Genomic DNA, 14,958 nt, shown 5'->3' on the forward strand with positions numbered 1-14,958 from the left:
TTTGGGAGGGCCCGATTTCCCAAGACCAAATCAAAAAACCGGTCTTGCGCAAAGGTGTGTGTTTGGGGGACTTGTTAATAAACTCGAAACTGAGGTTAATAGGATGTAAATCTTGATTTACATCCTATTTTTTATCGGAACTACTGCTGTGCTCGGTATCATCATTAGCAACAGTGGAAGTGGCCTTTTTTTCGGCAGCTTTTTGAGCAGTAAGAGCTGCAGCGGCTTTTTTCCGACTATAGTCACGGGCGGTTTGGCGTAATTCGAGCCACTGAGTTTCAATTAGCTCCAACTTTTCCACCTCAGCTTCAAGATTTTTAAGTTGTTCGGGAAGGAAATCTTTAAGAGTTTCGGCATCGGGTACTTGCTCCAGTAGCTCTTGTCTATACGGTGTAACTGCCCATAGGTCAGCATTAAAGTCTGAACCTTCTGAGAGCTTTTGTAAGTCCTTTAAGCATTCTACTTTCTCTCGAAGCTTCGCTAAGTCTTTAAGTGTATCGCATATAAGCTCGAAATCACCATAAGCTATAGTCTTCGTTACATTTTTCTTTTTTCTGAGCGCTGCATACTGCTCAATAATATTTCCCTTATGACGAGTTGTGATCTTTTTCTCTATATCTTTTAGCTCAAAAAGTTTTTTTCGCGCGTCATCTTGATCAGTTTTAAGCAATCCTGCTACGAACTTCTTGAAAGAGTCAGGCATGGTGTCATAAATGATCTGTAAAGTCTCAAGCTTGTCTTCCTTTGGGGCATCGTTCTTTAGAAAGTCTATGAAAAAAGAAAGGCGCTGGTTTTCTGTAGTATCGCGTCCTTTAGCTTGTTTACGCACATAGTCACGATAGACTTCGCTAGCTTTTGCTTTATTTGCTTTAGTACCGTTGTTGATTTCTTCTTGAGAGGTATCATCATCAACACGGACAGCATAAAGAAAGTGAGACTGTGTTGCGCCCTTTTCGAAAGTGTTTGAGTCTGAATTTACTACAGTGCGGTCATTACATGTATAGTAGCTATCTCCTTGCCTGGTGTTGCACCAATAGTGTCCTCCAGTTGTGCCTCCACTATGATAAGCATAGGAACGGAGTTCATACTTAAACCCTTTATTACCTTTAACGCAGCTACTGGGTAGGTAGAAAGTCTCTCCTATTCCCAAGGGTTCTGAGCATTTTAGTAGGTCATTGTTGTATCGTTTAATATTGATAAAAAAGTGTTTAGGGGGTGTTACAAATTTTATACGGTTGGTTTCTGGCTTAACTTTTCCTTGATAGTTATCTATTTCTGTTTCTGTCTTATCTCTTTCAGCCAATTTTTCTTCTGCAGTATATGCCTCAAAAAGGTCTTCTATTGCACAGCCTTTTTTCAGCTGTAATTGAAGACAAAACTCGGATGGGTGTGTTTTTTTAACAGATTTAATATCGTCAGAATCACTGTCATCTGAGTCAGAGGTGTTTACAGGGGAATATTTTCTGGTTGTCCTTGTTGTAATAGCGAGGGGGGAAGCTGATTTTGCTGTAAATGGATTCATCATCATTAAGAAAGCTTCGTGGGGGTCATTTTGTCCTGCTGCAATGTTTAAGTAGCAAGGCATGCTTCTTAAGTAGGAGGCTAGTTCCATGCTCTTGCCTAACAGCTGAGCGTTTCGATACATCTGGTAAGCTTGCTTGAGGGGACGTATTTGGGAATCTGGATTGATAATGAGTTCAACAAGTTCAGGGGCTAGAAAGATCATTTGGAGAAGCGCGTTAAAGAAACAGTCATTTCCGGTGTTTACAAGCCCAACAGGAGCGCGAGCATCGGTAGTGGGTGAACCCTCAGGAAGGGGAGCATTTTTAGGAAGAGCTTCGCAAAGGTTTTTTTCTAACTCAGAAGTGTCTACCTCCTGGTCGCGAGCCTGTTTCATTGCCAATATTTTAAGGAAAGCTTCTTTATAAGGACTAAGGTTTGTACCTTGAAGATTTTCAATCTCTGTGTCGATGTCTTGTGATAAGAAAGAAGCTTTATGGTTCTCTAGAGATTGAGAAGAAGTGGAACTAGAAGAGAAGAAGAATTGAATCCAGCTCACAAACCACTCCAGCCAGCTTTCAGAAGACTCATTCTTAGAGGAGGCATTGTGGAGGATGCGCGTGGTGGAAGAGTTTTCTTTTAATGGGTCGACCATAATTTTTCTTACCTAGGTTTGCTTTTGCTAGGAATTTGGCCATGAGTGTACCATAATGGTTTTTTTTAGGAGAGTAAAATGGTTAAATTTTTTCTTTTTATGGGGCCCACCGCTATGAAGATGTGGAGGTCATTTTGACCCAAATCATCCCAGTTGCTTATGCCGCCTTGGAAAAAGCTTATCGGGAGGGGATCTTGAGCGATGAGATATTGGATCGTCATGTCCTGAAAGTCCTTCGGACCAAAGAAAGGTTGGGGCTAGAGGTTGTCGTCAAGAAATGTTCAATAAAGAAGGGCTTACTATGAGGAAAGTTCAAGGCGTCCGATGCAGGAAGCCCAAATCGGGCTTTCGAAGAAGGACAACGATGAAATTCCCCATAGGAAGGGCTTAAGGATTGATCAGTTCTTGACGACAACCTCTAAATAAAAATCGCCTGACAGACATGCCAGGCGATTTAATGGAGCGATTGCATATTAAAGAAGCAATAGCTCTTGCTGATTACTTATCCTCTTCGTCGTCGAGGACTTCGACTTCAGCTTCTTCGATATCAGGCTTGGCCTCTCCCTGAGGGGGAGGGGTTCCTTGCTGCTGAGCACCAGGCTGAGCGCCACCCTGCTTTTGAACCTCTTCACCAATCTTTTGCATGTAGGTGTTGAGCTCATCAGCAGCGGCTGAAATCGCAGCGTCATCGGTCCCTTTAAGGACCTCTTTCACCTTGTCGACCCGGGTTTGGATCTCTTTAGTGAGGTGATCGGGAAGCTTATCCTTATAGTCAGCTAGGGCCTTTTCTGCTTGGAAGACGAGGCTGTCCGCTTTGTTTCGGTTTTCAACTTCTTCTTTTTTCTTCTTATCTTCTTCAGCATGGACCTCTGCATCTTTGACCATCCGATCGATCTCTTTTTCATCGAGACCTGACTGCGCCTTGATCTCGATTTTTTGCTCTTTTCCAGAGCCGAGATCTTTGGCAGATACGTGGAGGATTCCGTTGGCATCGATGTCGAAGGCAACCTCGATTTGTGGCGTTCCTCGTGGAGCGGGAGGAATTTCGGTCAGGTCAAACCGGCCGATTTCCTTGTTGTCTTTTGACATTTTTCGCTCTCCCTGAAGAACCACAATGGTCACCGCAGGCTGATTGTCAACAGCGGTTGAGAAGGTTTGCTTTTTCTGTGTTGGGATGGTGGTGTTCCTTTCGACGAGGGGAGTCATGATTCCTCCCATTGTTTCAATCCCAAGCGTTAGGGGAATGACATCGAGAAGGAGGACATCTTTCACATCTCCTGCAAGAACTCCGCCCTGAATCGCCGCTCCTGTTGCAACGACTTCATCCGGGTTGACCCCTTTATGAGGCTCTTTGCCGAAGATCTCTTTGACCTTTTCCTGAACAGCAGGCATCCGGCTCATCCCTCCAACGAGAAGAACGTCGTGGATTTCAGACTTGCTAATTCCTGAGTCTTTTAGGGCGTTTAAGCAAGGCTCAACACACCGCTCGATCAGACTCGATGCTAAGCTCTCAAACTTTGCGCGGGTGAGTGTCAATGCTAAGTGTTTGGGGCCACTTGCATCCATGGTGATGAAGGGCTGGTTGATCTCGGTTTGTTGGGTTCCGGAAAGCTCAATCTTTGCCTTTTCCGCAGCATCTTTAATCCGCTGCAGGGCCATCTTATCTTTTGAAAGATCGATGCCGCTTTCCTTTTTAAACTCTTCGAGCATCCAGTTGATGATGACGTTATCGAAATCATCTCCCCCAAGATGGGTGTCACCATTGGTCGCATGCACTTCGAAGACGCCGTCACCGATTTCCAGGATCGAGATATCGAAGGTTCCTCCTCCAAGGTCGAAGACAGCGATCTTTTTATCGCCTCCTTCCTTGTCGAGGCCATAAGCAAGAGCGGCTGCTGTTGGCTCAGGGATGATCCGCTTCACATCAAGACCAGCGATTTTTCCGGCATCTTTTGTCGATTGCCGCTGCGAGTCGTTAAAGTAGGCGGGAACGGTGATGACCGCTTCGGTCACCTCTTCACCGAGATACTCTTCTGCGGTTTCTTTCATCTTCTTAAGGACTTGAGCGCCCACTTCTTCAGGAGTAAGCGTCTGCCCGTCGACCTCAAAAACAGCATCGCCGTTGCTATTGGCAGCCACTGTGTAGGGGACTGTTTTGATTTCTGATTCGACCTCAGAAAACTTTCTCCCAATAAACCGTTTGGTCGAGTAGAGGGTTTTTTCTGGGTTGGTCACCGCCTGCCGCTTTGCAGGGACCCCTACTAAGCGCTCTCCATCTTTATAAGAGACGATTGAGGGGGTGGTCCGTGTTCCTTCTGCGTTGGCAATGACCTTTGCCGCTCCCCCTTCCATCACTGCGACGCAAGAGTTGGTGGTTCCAAGGTCAATTCCAATGACTTTTGTTTTTTTAGCCATAATTATTCTCCGTTGTTTTCTTCTTCTTGTTGATCTTCTTTTTCTTCCTCTTGCGCTGGCGCTTTCGCTACTTTGACACGCGCCGGACGGAGGACTCTATCGCCACATTTGTACCCTTTGACAAACTCTTGAATGATCATTCCATCTTCATGTTTCTCGGTCTCTTCGATCTCAAGGACCTCGTGGAGGTGGGGGTCAAACTGGTGTCCTTCTGACGTATAAGAGGTCACCTTATGTGCCGATAAAATATCTTTAAATTGGGTGAGGATCATCTCAAATCCTTTGGCCCAGTTTTGCGTTTCTTCCGAAGCTTGGTGGATAAAGCTCATCGCATTTTCAAAATTGTCTAAGGGAGAGAGGAATTCTCCGATGACATTTTCCACTGCAAAACGGGTCACATCATGCTTTTCCTTTTGCATCCGCTTCCGTGAATTTTCCATGTCGGCAAGGGAGCGGAGGTACTTTTCTTGTTCCTCTTTGATTTGCTTTTTGAGAAGCTCTGTTTCATCGATCACTTCTTCTTTATTTGTTGTTTCTTGCGGCTCTTCGTCCACGTGTTTATTCTCCTGTTTGATCTATAATTTTTAATGTTTCGGGTTGACGATAGGTGATTTTATACTTGTAGAGGTTGCGGGTCAAGGCTTCACTTAACACCTCTGAAAACTTGCGCAAGATCCCAAACAGCTTGGGATAGGGCATCCGAATCGGTCCTAAAATGGCAATGGCGCCTACCGCCTTTCCATGAATGAAATAGGGAGCAGCAATGATGCTACTTTGCGCAGCTGACGAGATGTCATCTCCAATCCACACCTTGAGTCCCTCTGATTTGACGCAGCTACTTAAAAGGCCCCGCATATACGAGCTGTTTTCAAAAATCGAAAGGCCACTTGCTAGGACCATTGCATCCCGAAACTCCGGGAAGCGGATCAATTTTGAAAACCCCGTCTTATAAATATCTTCGGCGCTAAAGTTCGAATAACCGACGATGTGACGCATCAAAATTTCGCTGTAGAAATTGGCGCCGATTTCCTCCTCTTCAGCATTTAGCTTCGGGCGATCCAATCCGCTTAATCGGAAGCGGAAATAGGATTCGAGCCGTTTTAGAGAAAAGCTACTCAGTTTTTTTGGCGTATGCAAAACCTCTGTTTTAATCAGTCCAAAGTCGGTCACAATGACAACCAAACATCGCTTTGGGTCGATCTTGACGATCTTGATATCTGTCACCAAATCCTGGTCGAAACGGGGAGAAGATAAAAAAACCGCTCCTTGCGTTAGGTCGCTCAAAAGTTCAGAGGCGCTTTGCAAGTAGCTAGCAATTTCGCGGGTATCTTGATCGAGCTCTTTCTTCATCACCTTGAACTCTTCTTCAGACACTTCCTTGCTTTCTAGATGGTGCTTGGCAAATAGTTTATAGGCGGCAGCGGTAGGGATCCGTCCTCCGGAGGAGTGTTGCTGCTTTAATAGCCCCTCTTCCTCCAGCTTGGCAAAATAATTCCGGATCGTGGCCGAGCTAATATGATCGAAGCCGCTCTCTTTGAGGGTGTTCGATCCTACCGCCTTTCCTGTGAGGAGGAAAAGCTCGACGAGCCCCAGGAGGACCTCTTGTTGTCTTTCAGATTTTTGCTTCTTCTTTGTTACCATCACCTACGAGTATAGCAAGAGGCGATCTCTTTGGCAAGGAAAAATTAGCACTCGATGGGCTTGAGTGCTTGGTTTGTTTGCAAATAATTTATGATGAACGGATTGAGTTCTTTGAAAAAAAACAAACTTCAAGAAAACCTCTTCCAAATCTCTAGACCCTAAACTTAGAGAGCAGAACCTATCATATAAAAATATTTTTCTTGACAAATTTATCTAAATTTTAATTAAATGTTTACTTAATTCTAGCAGGGAGTTAGCCATGTCTACAGGAACTAGTAGAAGTTACCAACATGATTCACAAAAAAAAGTATATGATTACCTAGAGGCTTGGCCTAAAGAAGTTGAGGAACCAGAGCGTCTAAAAGCTTATGAGGTAAGTGCCACTTGTAAATTTATCCTGTTTAAGAGGTCATCAAGAAACTTTGAAAGCTCTCCAATATCTGTTATTGAGGATGTTTTTATCTCAAAATTTTTTCCAATGGGTTACACTTGCCACCAAACGATTTAAATTCCTCATGCAGTAACTCAAGCTCGTCCTCCAATATTAATTTCATTAATTCTAATCGGAGGAAATAAGAGGCAAGACATCTATAATCGATGGATACCAGTATCGCTCTCTTCCTTTTTGATCAATTGTGCTAAAAAGAGCGTTAATCTCTTAATTTTAAGTGGGTTGTTTAAAAAAATCAAAAAAACAAGTAATTTTTAATTACTAAAAACTAAGGAGAAATCTCATCATGTCTTCTACAATTAGCGAAAAAAAAAGTGAAGACCCTAGAAGTTTTAACACTCTGCATAGAGCAAAAGAAGTTAAAAGCATTGTTGAAAAGTATGCGCCTGTTGTTTTTAGAATTTTTGAAGGGAATTCAGGCAAGGGTACCGGGTTTTTAATTGGCCCAAGACTGCTGATGACGAACTGGCATTTGATAAAAAGCGAAGAGCAGTCAAAAAAACGGTCTGTCCGAATTTTTCGCTTGGAAGAAGACAGGAAGGGATCTTATACCATCCTTACAACTCCCCCCATTGCATTTGATCCAGACACAGTTTTTTTTACTTCACCAAACCCTAGCAAATATGGGGTTTCTAAAGGGAAACTTGACTATACAATTATTGCTCTTAAGGAGTCTCCGCAGTACAATTCTTATTTGAATAAGGTTCAGAAGAGTGCTATTTCAATTTTTGACTATGCTACCCCAAAGCAGCATGATACAGCGGTAGTGTTAGGTCATCCAGGAATTAAGGACTCTATTACAGGAGCTCAAGGGGTCTTTGGTTATTCAGTCGATGCTGTTCATAAATTGAAGGTTTTTGCTGTTACTTATTTAAGTAGAACATCTGGTGGATCTTCAGGCAGCCCAGTATTCAACTTGAATGGAAAGCTTATTGGCTTACACTACGCTAAATCCTCCGAAGGTTCAGGGAGTAAAATGCATCCTTACGCCGGCGTTGCAACATTGATGTCAAGGATCATCGAAGACTTAAAATCTCAAGATGGATTTCAAAAGAAAATAAATTACTTTGCTCAGTCCCAAAAAACGGCCCCTCTTTGGAAGGCTCCTATAACGGGAAAAAGGCTTAGGCTTCCACCCGACTTTAGCGGAAGGAGGGCTGAGCTAAAAAGATTGACAGAGCTTTTAAAAGAAAAAAATAAGGTTGCAATTACGGGACCCTCAGGGATAGGAAAGTCCTCTATGTTAGCTAAATTTACCAGTGGAGAAAAATCCATTGCGTATGAAGGGGGAACAGATAATAGTATATTAGCTGGGATTAAAAATCTTTTGGAGCTATGTGGATACAAAAGTGATGGTAAGCATCGAACTAAAGCTTGTGACTACCTTAAAGAACATGGAAATAACTTAAAGGGGTACTTAATTGTATTTGATGGAGTGAACCATATAGAAGGGCTCGAGCTTATTTACCGGGCACTTCCCGCTAATGACTCTCGCTTTAAGGTGATTGTAACAACAACTCTTGCTTCTAAATATGTTCAAGAGGCTCATTTCGAAGAGATGTCGTTAAGCAGCCTAAAGCTTAATGAAGCAAAAGACTACCTACTGTCTGCAATTCCTTTTAATCAGAGAAAACAGGAAGCTGAACAAGCTATCTCCCTAGCTAAAGGGCTCAAAGCAATCCCAGGTTTATTGAAAGAGGTTGTGATATGGGTAAAAAAGCAAAAAAGTAGTTTTTCTGAATACCTAAGACTTCACCCAGATTATCAAAAACGTCCAAAAAGTGTTTTAGCTTCAATGCTTGTTGGGATCGAGTCGATAAAAGAAGATCATAGCTCGAGAAATATTTTAGCTTTCTTAGCTTTTTCTGCCGATGTGTCAATCCCAAGGAAGTTTGCTGTAGATCTTTTTAAGGCATTTGATCCACCTATACAAGAGGTTGATACCGTTAATAAAATTGGATCGATTGCTGACCAAGGCCTTATTACAATTCAATCAAATTATTATGAAATACATGCAATGAATAAACAGCTTATCTTGGAGGCACTTTCAAAAGAAGAGCAGCAAAATTATCTTAAAAATGCTTTAAATGCTTTTGAAAAGTCTTTTAATAAAAAAAATATATCCTACTTCTCACATATTCAAAAAATTATTACCCATCCTGATGTCCTAGGCTCAAAGGAATCACACAAGTCATTATTAAAAAAAATGGCAGACTATCATTTTGAAAATGAAAGCTATGAAGAGGCATTAAAGGTTGCTGATAAGCTCTTAGAGATTGATGGAAGGAGTTTTGATAGTCTTTCTTCTCTTGCTTACTCCCTAAAAGGGCTAGAAAGATATATGGAGTGTATAGCGGCTTATAAAGAGTTATTAAGAAATAAATCCTGTTCCGAATACTTTAAAGGGATGGCGTATTGGAGGTTAGCGGTTTGTCATGCTAAGCTAAAGTTAACAGAAGAAGCAGAGATTTGGTTTAGGCGCGGTATTGAGCAGATGACGATACATAGAGGAGTGAACTTAACGAACATTTATTTAGATCTTAGAGGTTTTTTCAAAGAATTAAAGGATAATGTTGCTGCACATAGGCTGATCCACGAGGCACTCCACTTCTTATTAAGCAAGAATCTTGGGGATTATGATGATTATGCTCGATTGATTGGTAGGATTGCTAAAGATAACCTCAAGGACAATCCTCAGAAATCCCTAGATAACTTAATGAGAGTCTTAAAGCTCAGTAAGCAACAGAAATTTAAAGACAGTTTCAATATTAAGTATTTGAGTGTGCAGAAACTATATGAGCTTTTAGGGGTTGTAAGCAGAAAATTAGGAAATAACGATCATGCTATTGTCTATTATAAACAGCTCCTGAAGGGAAAGCAGCAAAGGTACTCTGATACATCTGTATTGACTGCTTTTCCATCCAGTTACATAGGGGAAGCTCTTAGTAGAAAGGGGGATATTAAGCAGGCCTTTATGTACCATCTGTACGCTTTTTTGGTAAGAAAAAAAGCTCAACCACTAAAATTCCCAGGAAACCTCAACTACAGTGCAAAGCATGTTCAAAAATATTATAAAGATGGACACTTGTCAGAGGATTCTTACTGGAAAAAAAAGTTTGAAGCGGTTGCTTTTAAAGGGGCTTTTACTCAGCAAGATGAGCAAGCCCTAAAAGAAGTAATCCAGTCTATTAAAAACAAACCACCCCATAATCTTCCATCATTGGATCATATCCAAGATCTGTCTGTTGATGAGTATTTTTTTAACTGGCTAACATATGTAGAAAAAAACTTTCCAAAAGGGGAGGTGAGGCCTGCAGAGTTAAAGTGGCTTTTTAAAACAGGTCAATTTTCGAAAGACAGGGGGTACAATTTGATTAAGAAATGGTTTGATAATGGGCTCAAAACAAATGGAGAGGGGTTGACTGCGTATGATATTCAGTGTTTGGGTGATTGGAAGAGTTGTCCTTATCAGCAAAAGGCGAATTCGTTATTAAAAGCTTGGTTTGAAGTTACTGCTCCAAAAAAAGTCGATAAATTTCATGTATATGATTTTGAGAGATTATTTTCTGATGCACTTGATCAATGGGAAAAAAAGAGGGAGGTTTTATTCGATAAGTGGTTAAAAGGTGTAGTTCCTTCTCGTTTGAGTTCGATGGACATAAACGCTATTATTGCACTTGCTTTTTTCGTTGGGAGCAAAAAGCAGGAGAAATATAAAGATATTATAATTAGGTATATTGAGGGGTGGGTCAAAAACCATGGGGGCAGTCTAAGCAGTTGTGAGTTAGGGTTTTTATGTGAATCAGTTAAGTCGTCAAAAGATGGCAAACTTAGCCAGCTCCTACAAAAAATTACACCAGTTTGCCCAAGTAGTTGGAGTAAAAAAGGTTCCTTATTAACGGGTTCTTCAAACCATAACTCATCTTCTAGTAGTTCAAGTTCATCCTCCAATAGTAACTTCATTAATTCAAATCGGAAGAAATAAGAGGGAGAACATCTACGATCGATGGAGACCAGGAAAGCCCTTTTTTATAGACAAGGCGAGAGGCCAAGAAACTGGCAATAATCGCCTTTTTGTGGATCTCAGGAATATTGCCCACTACCCGATCACGGTACTTCTCGGCGATCAGCGGAGGACAGAAGTTGAGCAATGCCTGGACCAAAGGATCGTCGGGCTGGGATGAGAGAGCAACTCCTTCAAGGTAATCGAGGAGCTGGTAGGTATAGGCGTTGATTTTCTCAGAGGCCTTGTCGGAAAGGTCGGTGAGAAACTCTCCTGTATCGTCGCGTGATTTTAGGAGAAGCTGCCCCTCTTCATGGGCTTTATCCTCAATGATTTTTAAGATCTGTGGCATCAACTCGGTTTTATGTTTTAAAAACTCCTCTTCGCTCATGGTGAGCCCCGCTAAGATTTCGAGAGAGGAGCAAATCACCCCACCCTTATTGGCGGAGCTATCTTTGATAATGATCACACCCAGTTTTTCAAGCTCTATTCGGGCTTCTGGGGTGAGGTAGAGGTTCGCTCCTTCAACAATGGCGCGGGAGGTTGGCTTCCCCTTGCAGAGGAAGTCTTGATAGTTGTATTCGTTAAGCGTGCGGGGTCTTCCTCCTGCAGGGATGAAGATGTCGGTTTCGATTTGGTGGAGGTTGTGGCGGAAGAGGTGGTTCATGTCACTTCCCGACAGCCAATCTTCGCGGAGTTTGTTTCCCTCTTTGCGCCAGCAGAGGGTTTTTTGGGAGATCGCGGTTTCTTCTTTTTTCGTTTGAAGATCTAGGAGGAAGCCCCCATCGTTGAGCCGCTTGGGCGGGTAAGCCGCAAGGGGTTTTGTCTGGTGAAAGAGGTCGGTAAGGATAGAGAGATCAAGTCCTTTCGGGTCGAAGATCGTTCCGGAAACATCGGTAATGGCAAGGAGGCGAGCGGTCATCGGATATTTTGTGTAGAGGTTGAGGATCTGGTTTCCGGCAACATCCCCATCGGGACCCCCAGAGATTTTAACGGTAAAGGGATCTTTGTGGGGGTCGATCCCTAGATAGTGGAGAACCTCTTCCATATAGACGTTCACCCCAAGGGAGGTGACTCCATACTCTTTGTGGTTGATCCCTGCTGTTGGCTTACTGGAGATGAAGGCGATCCCTGGCTTGTAGCCGCAGAGTTTGCTGTAGCCGGCGATCCACTCGATCATCACATTGTGCATATTTTCATCGGGACCGAGGTAGATGTATTCAGGTTTTCCCCAGTAGTCTTTGACATCTTTTGCTTTGAGCGTTCCATCATCCATGCAGTTGACAATGGTGAGGAGGCTATGGATAAAAGCCCGCTGCGTTTGGTAAAGGTATTCGACCTTTTGCTCTTTTTTAAACTGGCGGATGATCTCTTCGATCTCTCCCTCTTCAAGATTGGCCCCTTTCAGCTCTTTTTTGTAGATTTGCGCTTCGGTTAAAAGTTGATCATAGGGCTCTAGAAAGATAATCCCTTTGGCCCCTCCCTCGGGAATATCTTTGTTCTTCTTTTGTTGGGTATAGGAGAGGTTGTAACACTCTAGGAAAACATTGTTTCTTTCGGCGATCATCTGCTCATACCGCTGCGGGAAGACGGTTCGAAGCCCCCCTCTAGAAAGGTCTTTAAAGCGGATATGGAACCCAATAAAGTGCATTCCTCGGGTAAAGAAGATTCCATGGGGAAGTTCTGGGAATTTTTCCCGCCGGTTGAAAGGGACATAGTTAAGATAGCGGGGGTCGAGGCGGAAGCAAAGGGCACTTTTATTATTCCGATAGAAGTTATTCTTCAAGGTGTATTCGACAAAATACATCGCCTGTTTCAAGATGTTTTTGCGGCGGGTATCGTAGAGCTCATTTCCTGTATCGAGATGGTCGATGAGCATGAGCGTTTTTTCCCGCTCTTTCATGTAGGCATCGAGGTTGCTGCTTTTCGGGTGAAACTTGAGCTCAAAAGCCTTACAGATCACTGTCGTCAGCTCCGGGTGGCGGCAAAGCCCCTCGATCACGTTGCTCAGCGTGTAGAGGTTGAGGTCGGCGTGAACGAGTGTTTGATGTACAAAGCTGGCCGCACTTCTTAAAAGGTTGCCGATGTTTCCCCTCAGTAGCCCCGGTTCGACAAAGACTTTTTCGATGTCGTCGCCCTCTTGAAAGTACTTTAGAGTTGCCAGTTCTTGCAGAAAATCTTGAGTATCGGTTTCTTCCCATGCAGCTTTCCCCTTGATTCCATGGAGCCCTAAGGACATGATTAAGATACTATTTTTGCTATAGGGCTCGACATAGGATGCCGTGACTCGTGTGATTTTTAGATTATGGCGGAAAATCATTTTCGCGAGACGGAATAAAAAGCGGTGTTTTGGTGTGTTGCGCCATGCTAAGACGATTTGCATCGAGGGGATATCCCCCTTTTGCTTTCCATACTTCCAATCTTCATGGTAGCGCACCTCATACTGGCAGTAGTCGCGGGTCCGCGCTCGAAAAAACATGTGAAGCGCCAGAATCAAGCGCTCTGTCGAAAGGGAGCGGATAAAAAGAGGATCCATCGCTGAGATCAGCTTTTCACATTCCTCTTGTGTCATCTCAGGTATGATTTCTTTGAGCCCCTCGAAAATTTCATGCCGCTTCTCTTTGGATAAGAGCTCCTTAACCTTCTCCGGCTTCGGTTTTTCATAAGAGGTGAAGTGGATATGAGCGATCACAAGACGTTTTTTCACCCCCGGAAAGGGGGGTGGTGCATCAGAGATAAAGGTGTGGTAGTTTTTGATGCCATAGAGGTTAAACGCTTTTAAGATCTTCATGTCGACATCGGGAGAGTCGAGCATGAGGACAAAGGCCTCACTCTTCAATTGAATTTGGCAATAGTGGTCGAGAAGGGGAAATCCCATCAGGTAATGGGCAATAAGCATATACTGGTCAGGCTCAATCTCTTCGAAAAAGCCATCGGGCATATGTTCTTGAAGCCAAACGTAATACTCTTCGAACTGTTTGCTTTCAAACTCGACTGCCTTTTGCTTAGACAGCTTATCCTTTTTATCCGGTCTTTTCATCTTAACTGCTTGATAATAAAATGCAAATGGGAAACACACTTCCCCCTCACCCCTACCATACAAGCTTGCTGATTTTTTGGAACTATTGAATGTATACCCAAACAAAATCAAGAATTGGTTTTTGCTCGAGCCAGCATCCCCATCTTTAACCCCCCTCTGCATCGCCCCTATCTTCCCCATAGGGGACTGCCTCGAAGGAGCTAAACCTGAGGCGCCGGCTTTGGCAAACTCCCAATTTTTGAAATTATTTGGGTATATACCCATTCGGAATGGATATAGTTTGCAGGTAATAGGATGTATAGTTTAAAGTTTTAGGGTAAGGGCAATTGTTATGGGAGTTTTGGAAAAATGCAGTCGAAGATCAAGTTAGCGGAGTGGGATGGTCTTTCCTACTATATGGCTGAAGAAAATGGAGCTGCTGACCATACTATTCTTGTAGAAGATGGTCTGGGGGGTGCAGCATGTTTTAATCTCGAAACAGGACATAGATTCTCTGGTACTTTGGCAACGGAAAAACTAGTAAAGGCTGGGAAAATTATCCAAGAGTTTCGGGAAGACTTTATCGATTACTGGGAAGAATTTAGGTCTGAAGCCTTTGATAAGAGGGCAGGATAACTCATGCCTAAGGCAGGTGAAATTTGTGGAATTGTATTCTTTATATTTAGGGAAATAGGGGCTCCCCACCACTTGCCGCATGTTTTAGTAAAATATGGTGAATATAAAGGGAATTTCGCGATTGAAACTGGAGAGCAGTTGAATGGGCGCTTATTTCCAGCGAGACAATCAAAAACCATTCAAAAGGTGCTTGTTCTCCATAAAGAGGAATTGTTAAAGTTCTGGCATAATCTCCAGCAAGACACTCCTGAGTCGACTGCACCAATTTTTTAGTTATAATCAGTTGAAAATTAAGAATGTTATGCTTTATGGATAGGTTTATGGAAGATCCAGATAAGTTTAATATTAAATCGTTTAAACTTCTTGGCGGATTTGTTATTGAAATCCGATACCAAGATGGAAAAGTCCAGACGATAGATTTTGGACAGATCAGACATGAAGGTTGGTGGAAGGAATTAGAAGACCCAGAATACTTTAAAAAGGTCAAAATCAATGAAATTGAGAACTTAGAGTGGCCTCATGGTCAGGACTTCAAGCCTGAGCACCTGTATTACTGGGAAAAATATCGTCAAGACTACATGTAGTCTATCTATTTTTGGTTGCCAAAAATCTCTTAAAAGGAGGAAAATTGATCCTTG

At 42.9% G+C, this 14,958-nt stretch carries 11 protein-coding genes; 6 read left to right on the plus strand and 5 right to left on the minus strand.

Annotation, left to right across the window (positions count from 1 at the left end; all coding sequences use genetic code 11):
• Positions 1-124: 124 nt before the first annotated feature.
• Entirely contained in the window at positions 125-2,155 is a 2,031-nt protein-coding gene (locus NEPTK9_RS02320; protein WP_194847220.1) for a ubiquitin carboxyl-terminal hydrolase, read from the minus strand.
• A 134-nt stretch (positions 2,156-2,289) separates the two neighbouring features.
• Between NEPTK9_RS02320 and NEPTK9_RS02325 the strand changes: the two genes are divergently transcribed.
• Positions 2,290-2,460 carry a hypothetical protein gene (locus NEPTK9_RS02325; protein WP_194847221.1) on the plus strand — a complete coding sequence of 57 codons (171 nt, stop codon included), beginning with the start codon at positions 2,290-2,292 and terminating at the stop codon, positions 2,458-2,460.
• Positions 2,461-2,653: 193 nt separating this feature from the next.
• Here the strand turns inward: NEPTK9_RS02325 and dnaK are convergent, their stop codons facing one another.
• The 3 genes from dnaK to hrcA are packed head-to-tail and all read right to left on the minus strand — an operon-like array spanning position 2,654 to position 6,211.
• The gene (gene dnaK, locus NEPTK9_RS02330) at positions 2,654-4,570 is read right to left on the minus strand and encodes a molecular chaperone DnaK (protein WP_194847222.1); all 1,917 of its coding nucleotides are present in this window, start codon (positions 4,568-4,570) and stop codon (positions 2,654-2,656) included.
• A gap of 2 nt (positions 4,571-4,572) precedes the next feature.
• A complete protein-coding gene (locus NEPTK9_RS02335) occupies positions 4,573-5,124 on the minus strand; it encodes a nucleotide exchange factor GrpE (RefSeq protein WP_320412043.1) in 552 nt (183 codons plus the stop codon).
• Between the two features lie 4 nt (positions 5,125-5,128).
• Positions 5,129-6,211 (minus strand): heat-inducible transcriptional repressor HrcA, encoded by a 1,083-nt coding sequence (gene hrcA, locus NEPTK9_RS02340; protein ID WP_194847223.1) that lies wholly within the window; start codon positions 6,209-6,211, stop codon positions 5,129-5,131.
• A 259-nt stretch (positions 6,212-6,470) separates the two neighbouring features.
• Here hrcA and NEPTK9_RS02345 point away from each other — a divergent pair, with 259 nt between their 5' ends.
• Together NEPTK9_RS02345 and NEPTK9_RS02350 are read left to right on the plus strand one after the other, a co-directional pair.
• Positions 6,471-6,719 carry a hypothetical protein gene (locus NEPTK9_RS02345; protein ID WP_194847224.1) on the plus strand — a complete coding sequence of 83 codons (249 nt, stop codon included), beginning with the start codon at positions 6,471-6,473 and terminating at the stop codon, positions 6,717-6,719.
• Between the two features lie 229 nt (positions 6,720-6,948).
• On the plus strand, positions 6,949-10,647 hold the full coding sequence (locus tag NEPTK9_RS02350) for a trypsin-like peptidase domain-containing protein (protein WP_194847225.1): 3,699 nt from the start codon (positions 6,949-6,951) through the stop codon (positions 10,645-10,647).
• Here NEPTK9_RS02350 and NEPTK9_RS02355 read toward each other — a convergent pair.
• Positions 10,625-13,705 (minus strand): NAD-glutamate dehydrogenase domain-containing protein, encoded by a 3,081-nt coding sequence (locus NEPTK9_RS02355; protein ID WP_194847226.1) that lies wholly within the window; start codon positions 13,703-13,705, stop codon positions 10,625-10,627. The genes NEPTK9_RS02350 and NEPTK9_RS02355 overlap by 23 nt on opposite strands.
• Before the next feature lie 348 nt (positions 13,706-14,053).
• Between NEPTK9_RS02355 and NEPTK9_RS02360 the strand changes: the two genes are divergently transcribed.
• Genes NEPTK9_RS02360 through NEPTK9_RS02370 form a run of 3 tightly spaced genes read left to right on the plus strand, consistent with a single transcriptional unit; the run spans position 14,054 to position 14,904 of the window.
• Positions 14,054-14,320, plus strand: a complete 267-nt coding sequence (locus tag NEPTK9_RS02360; RefSeq protein WP_194847227.1) for a hypothetical protein — start codon at positions 14,054-14,056, stop codon at positions 14,318-14,320.
• 3 nt (positions 14,321-14,323) lie between these two features.
• Complete coding sequence (locus NEPTK9_RS02365) at positions 14,324-14,593, plus strand: DUF4160 domain-containing protein (protein WP_194847228.1); 270 nt, start codon at positions 14,324-14,326, stop codon at positions 14,591-14,593.
• A 47-nt stretch (positions 14,594-14,640) separates the two neighbouring features.
• A complete protein-coding gene (locus NEPTK9_RS02370; RefSeq protein ID WP_194847229.1) occupies positions 14,641-14,904 on the plus strand; it encodes a DUF2442 domain-containing protein in 264 nt (87 codons plus the stop codon).
• Positions 14,905-14,958: the final 54 nt, after the last annotated feature.

The sequence above is a fragment of the Candidatus Neptunochlamydia vexilliferae genome, assembly GCF_015356785.1.
Taxonomy (GTDB): domain Bacteria; phylum Chlamydiota; class Chlamydiia; order Chlamydiales; family Simkaniaceae; genus Neptunichlamydia; species Neptunichlamydia vexilliferae.

What these genes read in the sequence shown, in the direction of transcription:
- NEPTK9_RS02320 (WP_194847220.1), bottom strand. Translation starts at nt 2,155, where the DNA reads ATGGTCGACCCATTAAAAGAAAACTCTTCCACCACGCGCATCCTCCAC.
- dnaK (WP_194847222.1), bottom strand. Translation starts at nt 4,570, where the DNA reads ATGGCTAAAAAAACAAAAGTCATTGGAATTGACCTTGGAACCACCAAC.
- hrcA (WP_194847223.1), bottom strand. Translation starts at nt 6,211, where the DNA reads ATGGTAACAAAGAAGAAGCAAAAATCTGAAAGACAACAAGAGGTCCTC.
- NEPTK9_RS02345 (WP_194847224.1), top strand. Translation starts at nt 6,471, where the DNA reads ATGTCTACAGGAACTAGTAGAAGTTACCAACATGATTCACAAAAAAAA.
- NEPTK9_RS02350 (WP_194847225.1), top strand. Translation starts at nt 6,949, where the DNA reads ATGTCTTCTACAATTAGCGAAAAAAAAAGTGAAGACCCTAGAAGTTTT.
- NEPTK9_RS02355 (WP_194847226.1), bottom strand. Translation starts at nt 13,705, where the DNA reads ATGAAAAGACCGGATAAAAAGGATAAGCTGTCTAAGCAAAAGGCAGTC.
- NEPTK9_RS02360 (WP_194847227.1), top strand. Translation starts at nt 14,054, where the DNA reads ATGCAGTCGAAGATCAAGTTAGCGGAGTGGGATGGTCTTTCCTACTAT.
- NEPTK9_RS02365 (WP_194847228.1), top strand. Translation starts at nt 14,324, where the DNA reads ATGCCTAAGGCAGGTGAAATTTGTGGAATTGTATTCTTTATATTTAGG.
- NEPTK9_RS02370 (WP_194847229.1), top strand. Translation starts at nt 14,641, where the DNA reads ATGGAAGATCCAGATAAGTTTAATATTAAATCGTTTAAACTTCTTGGC.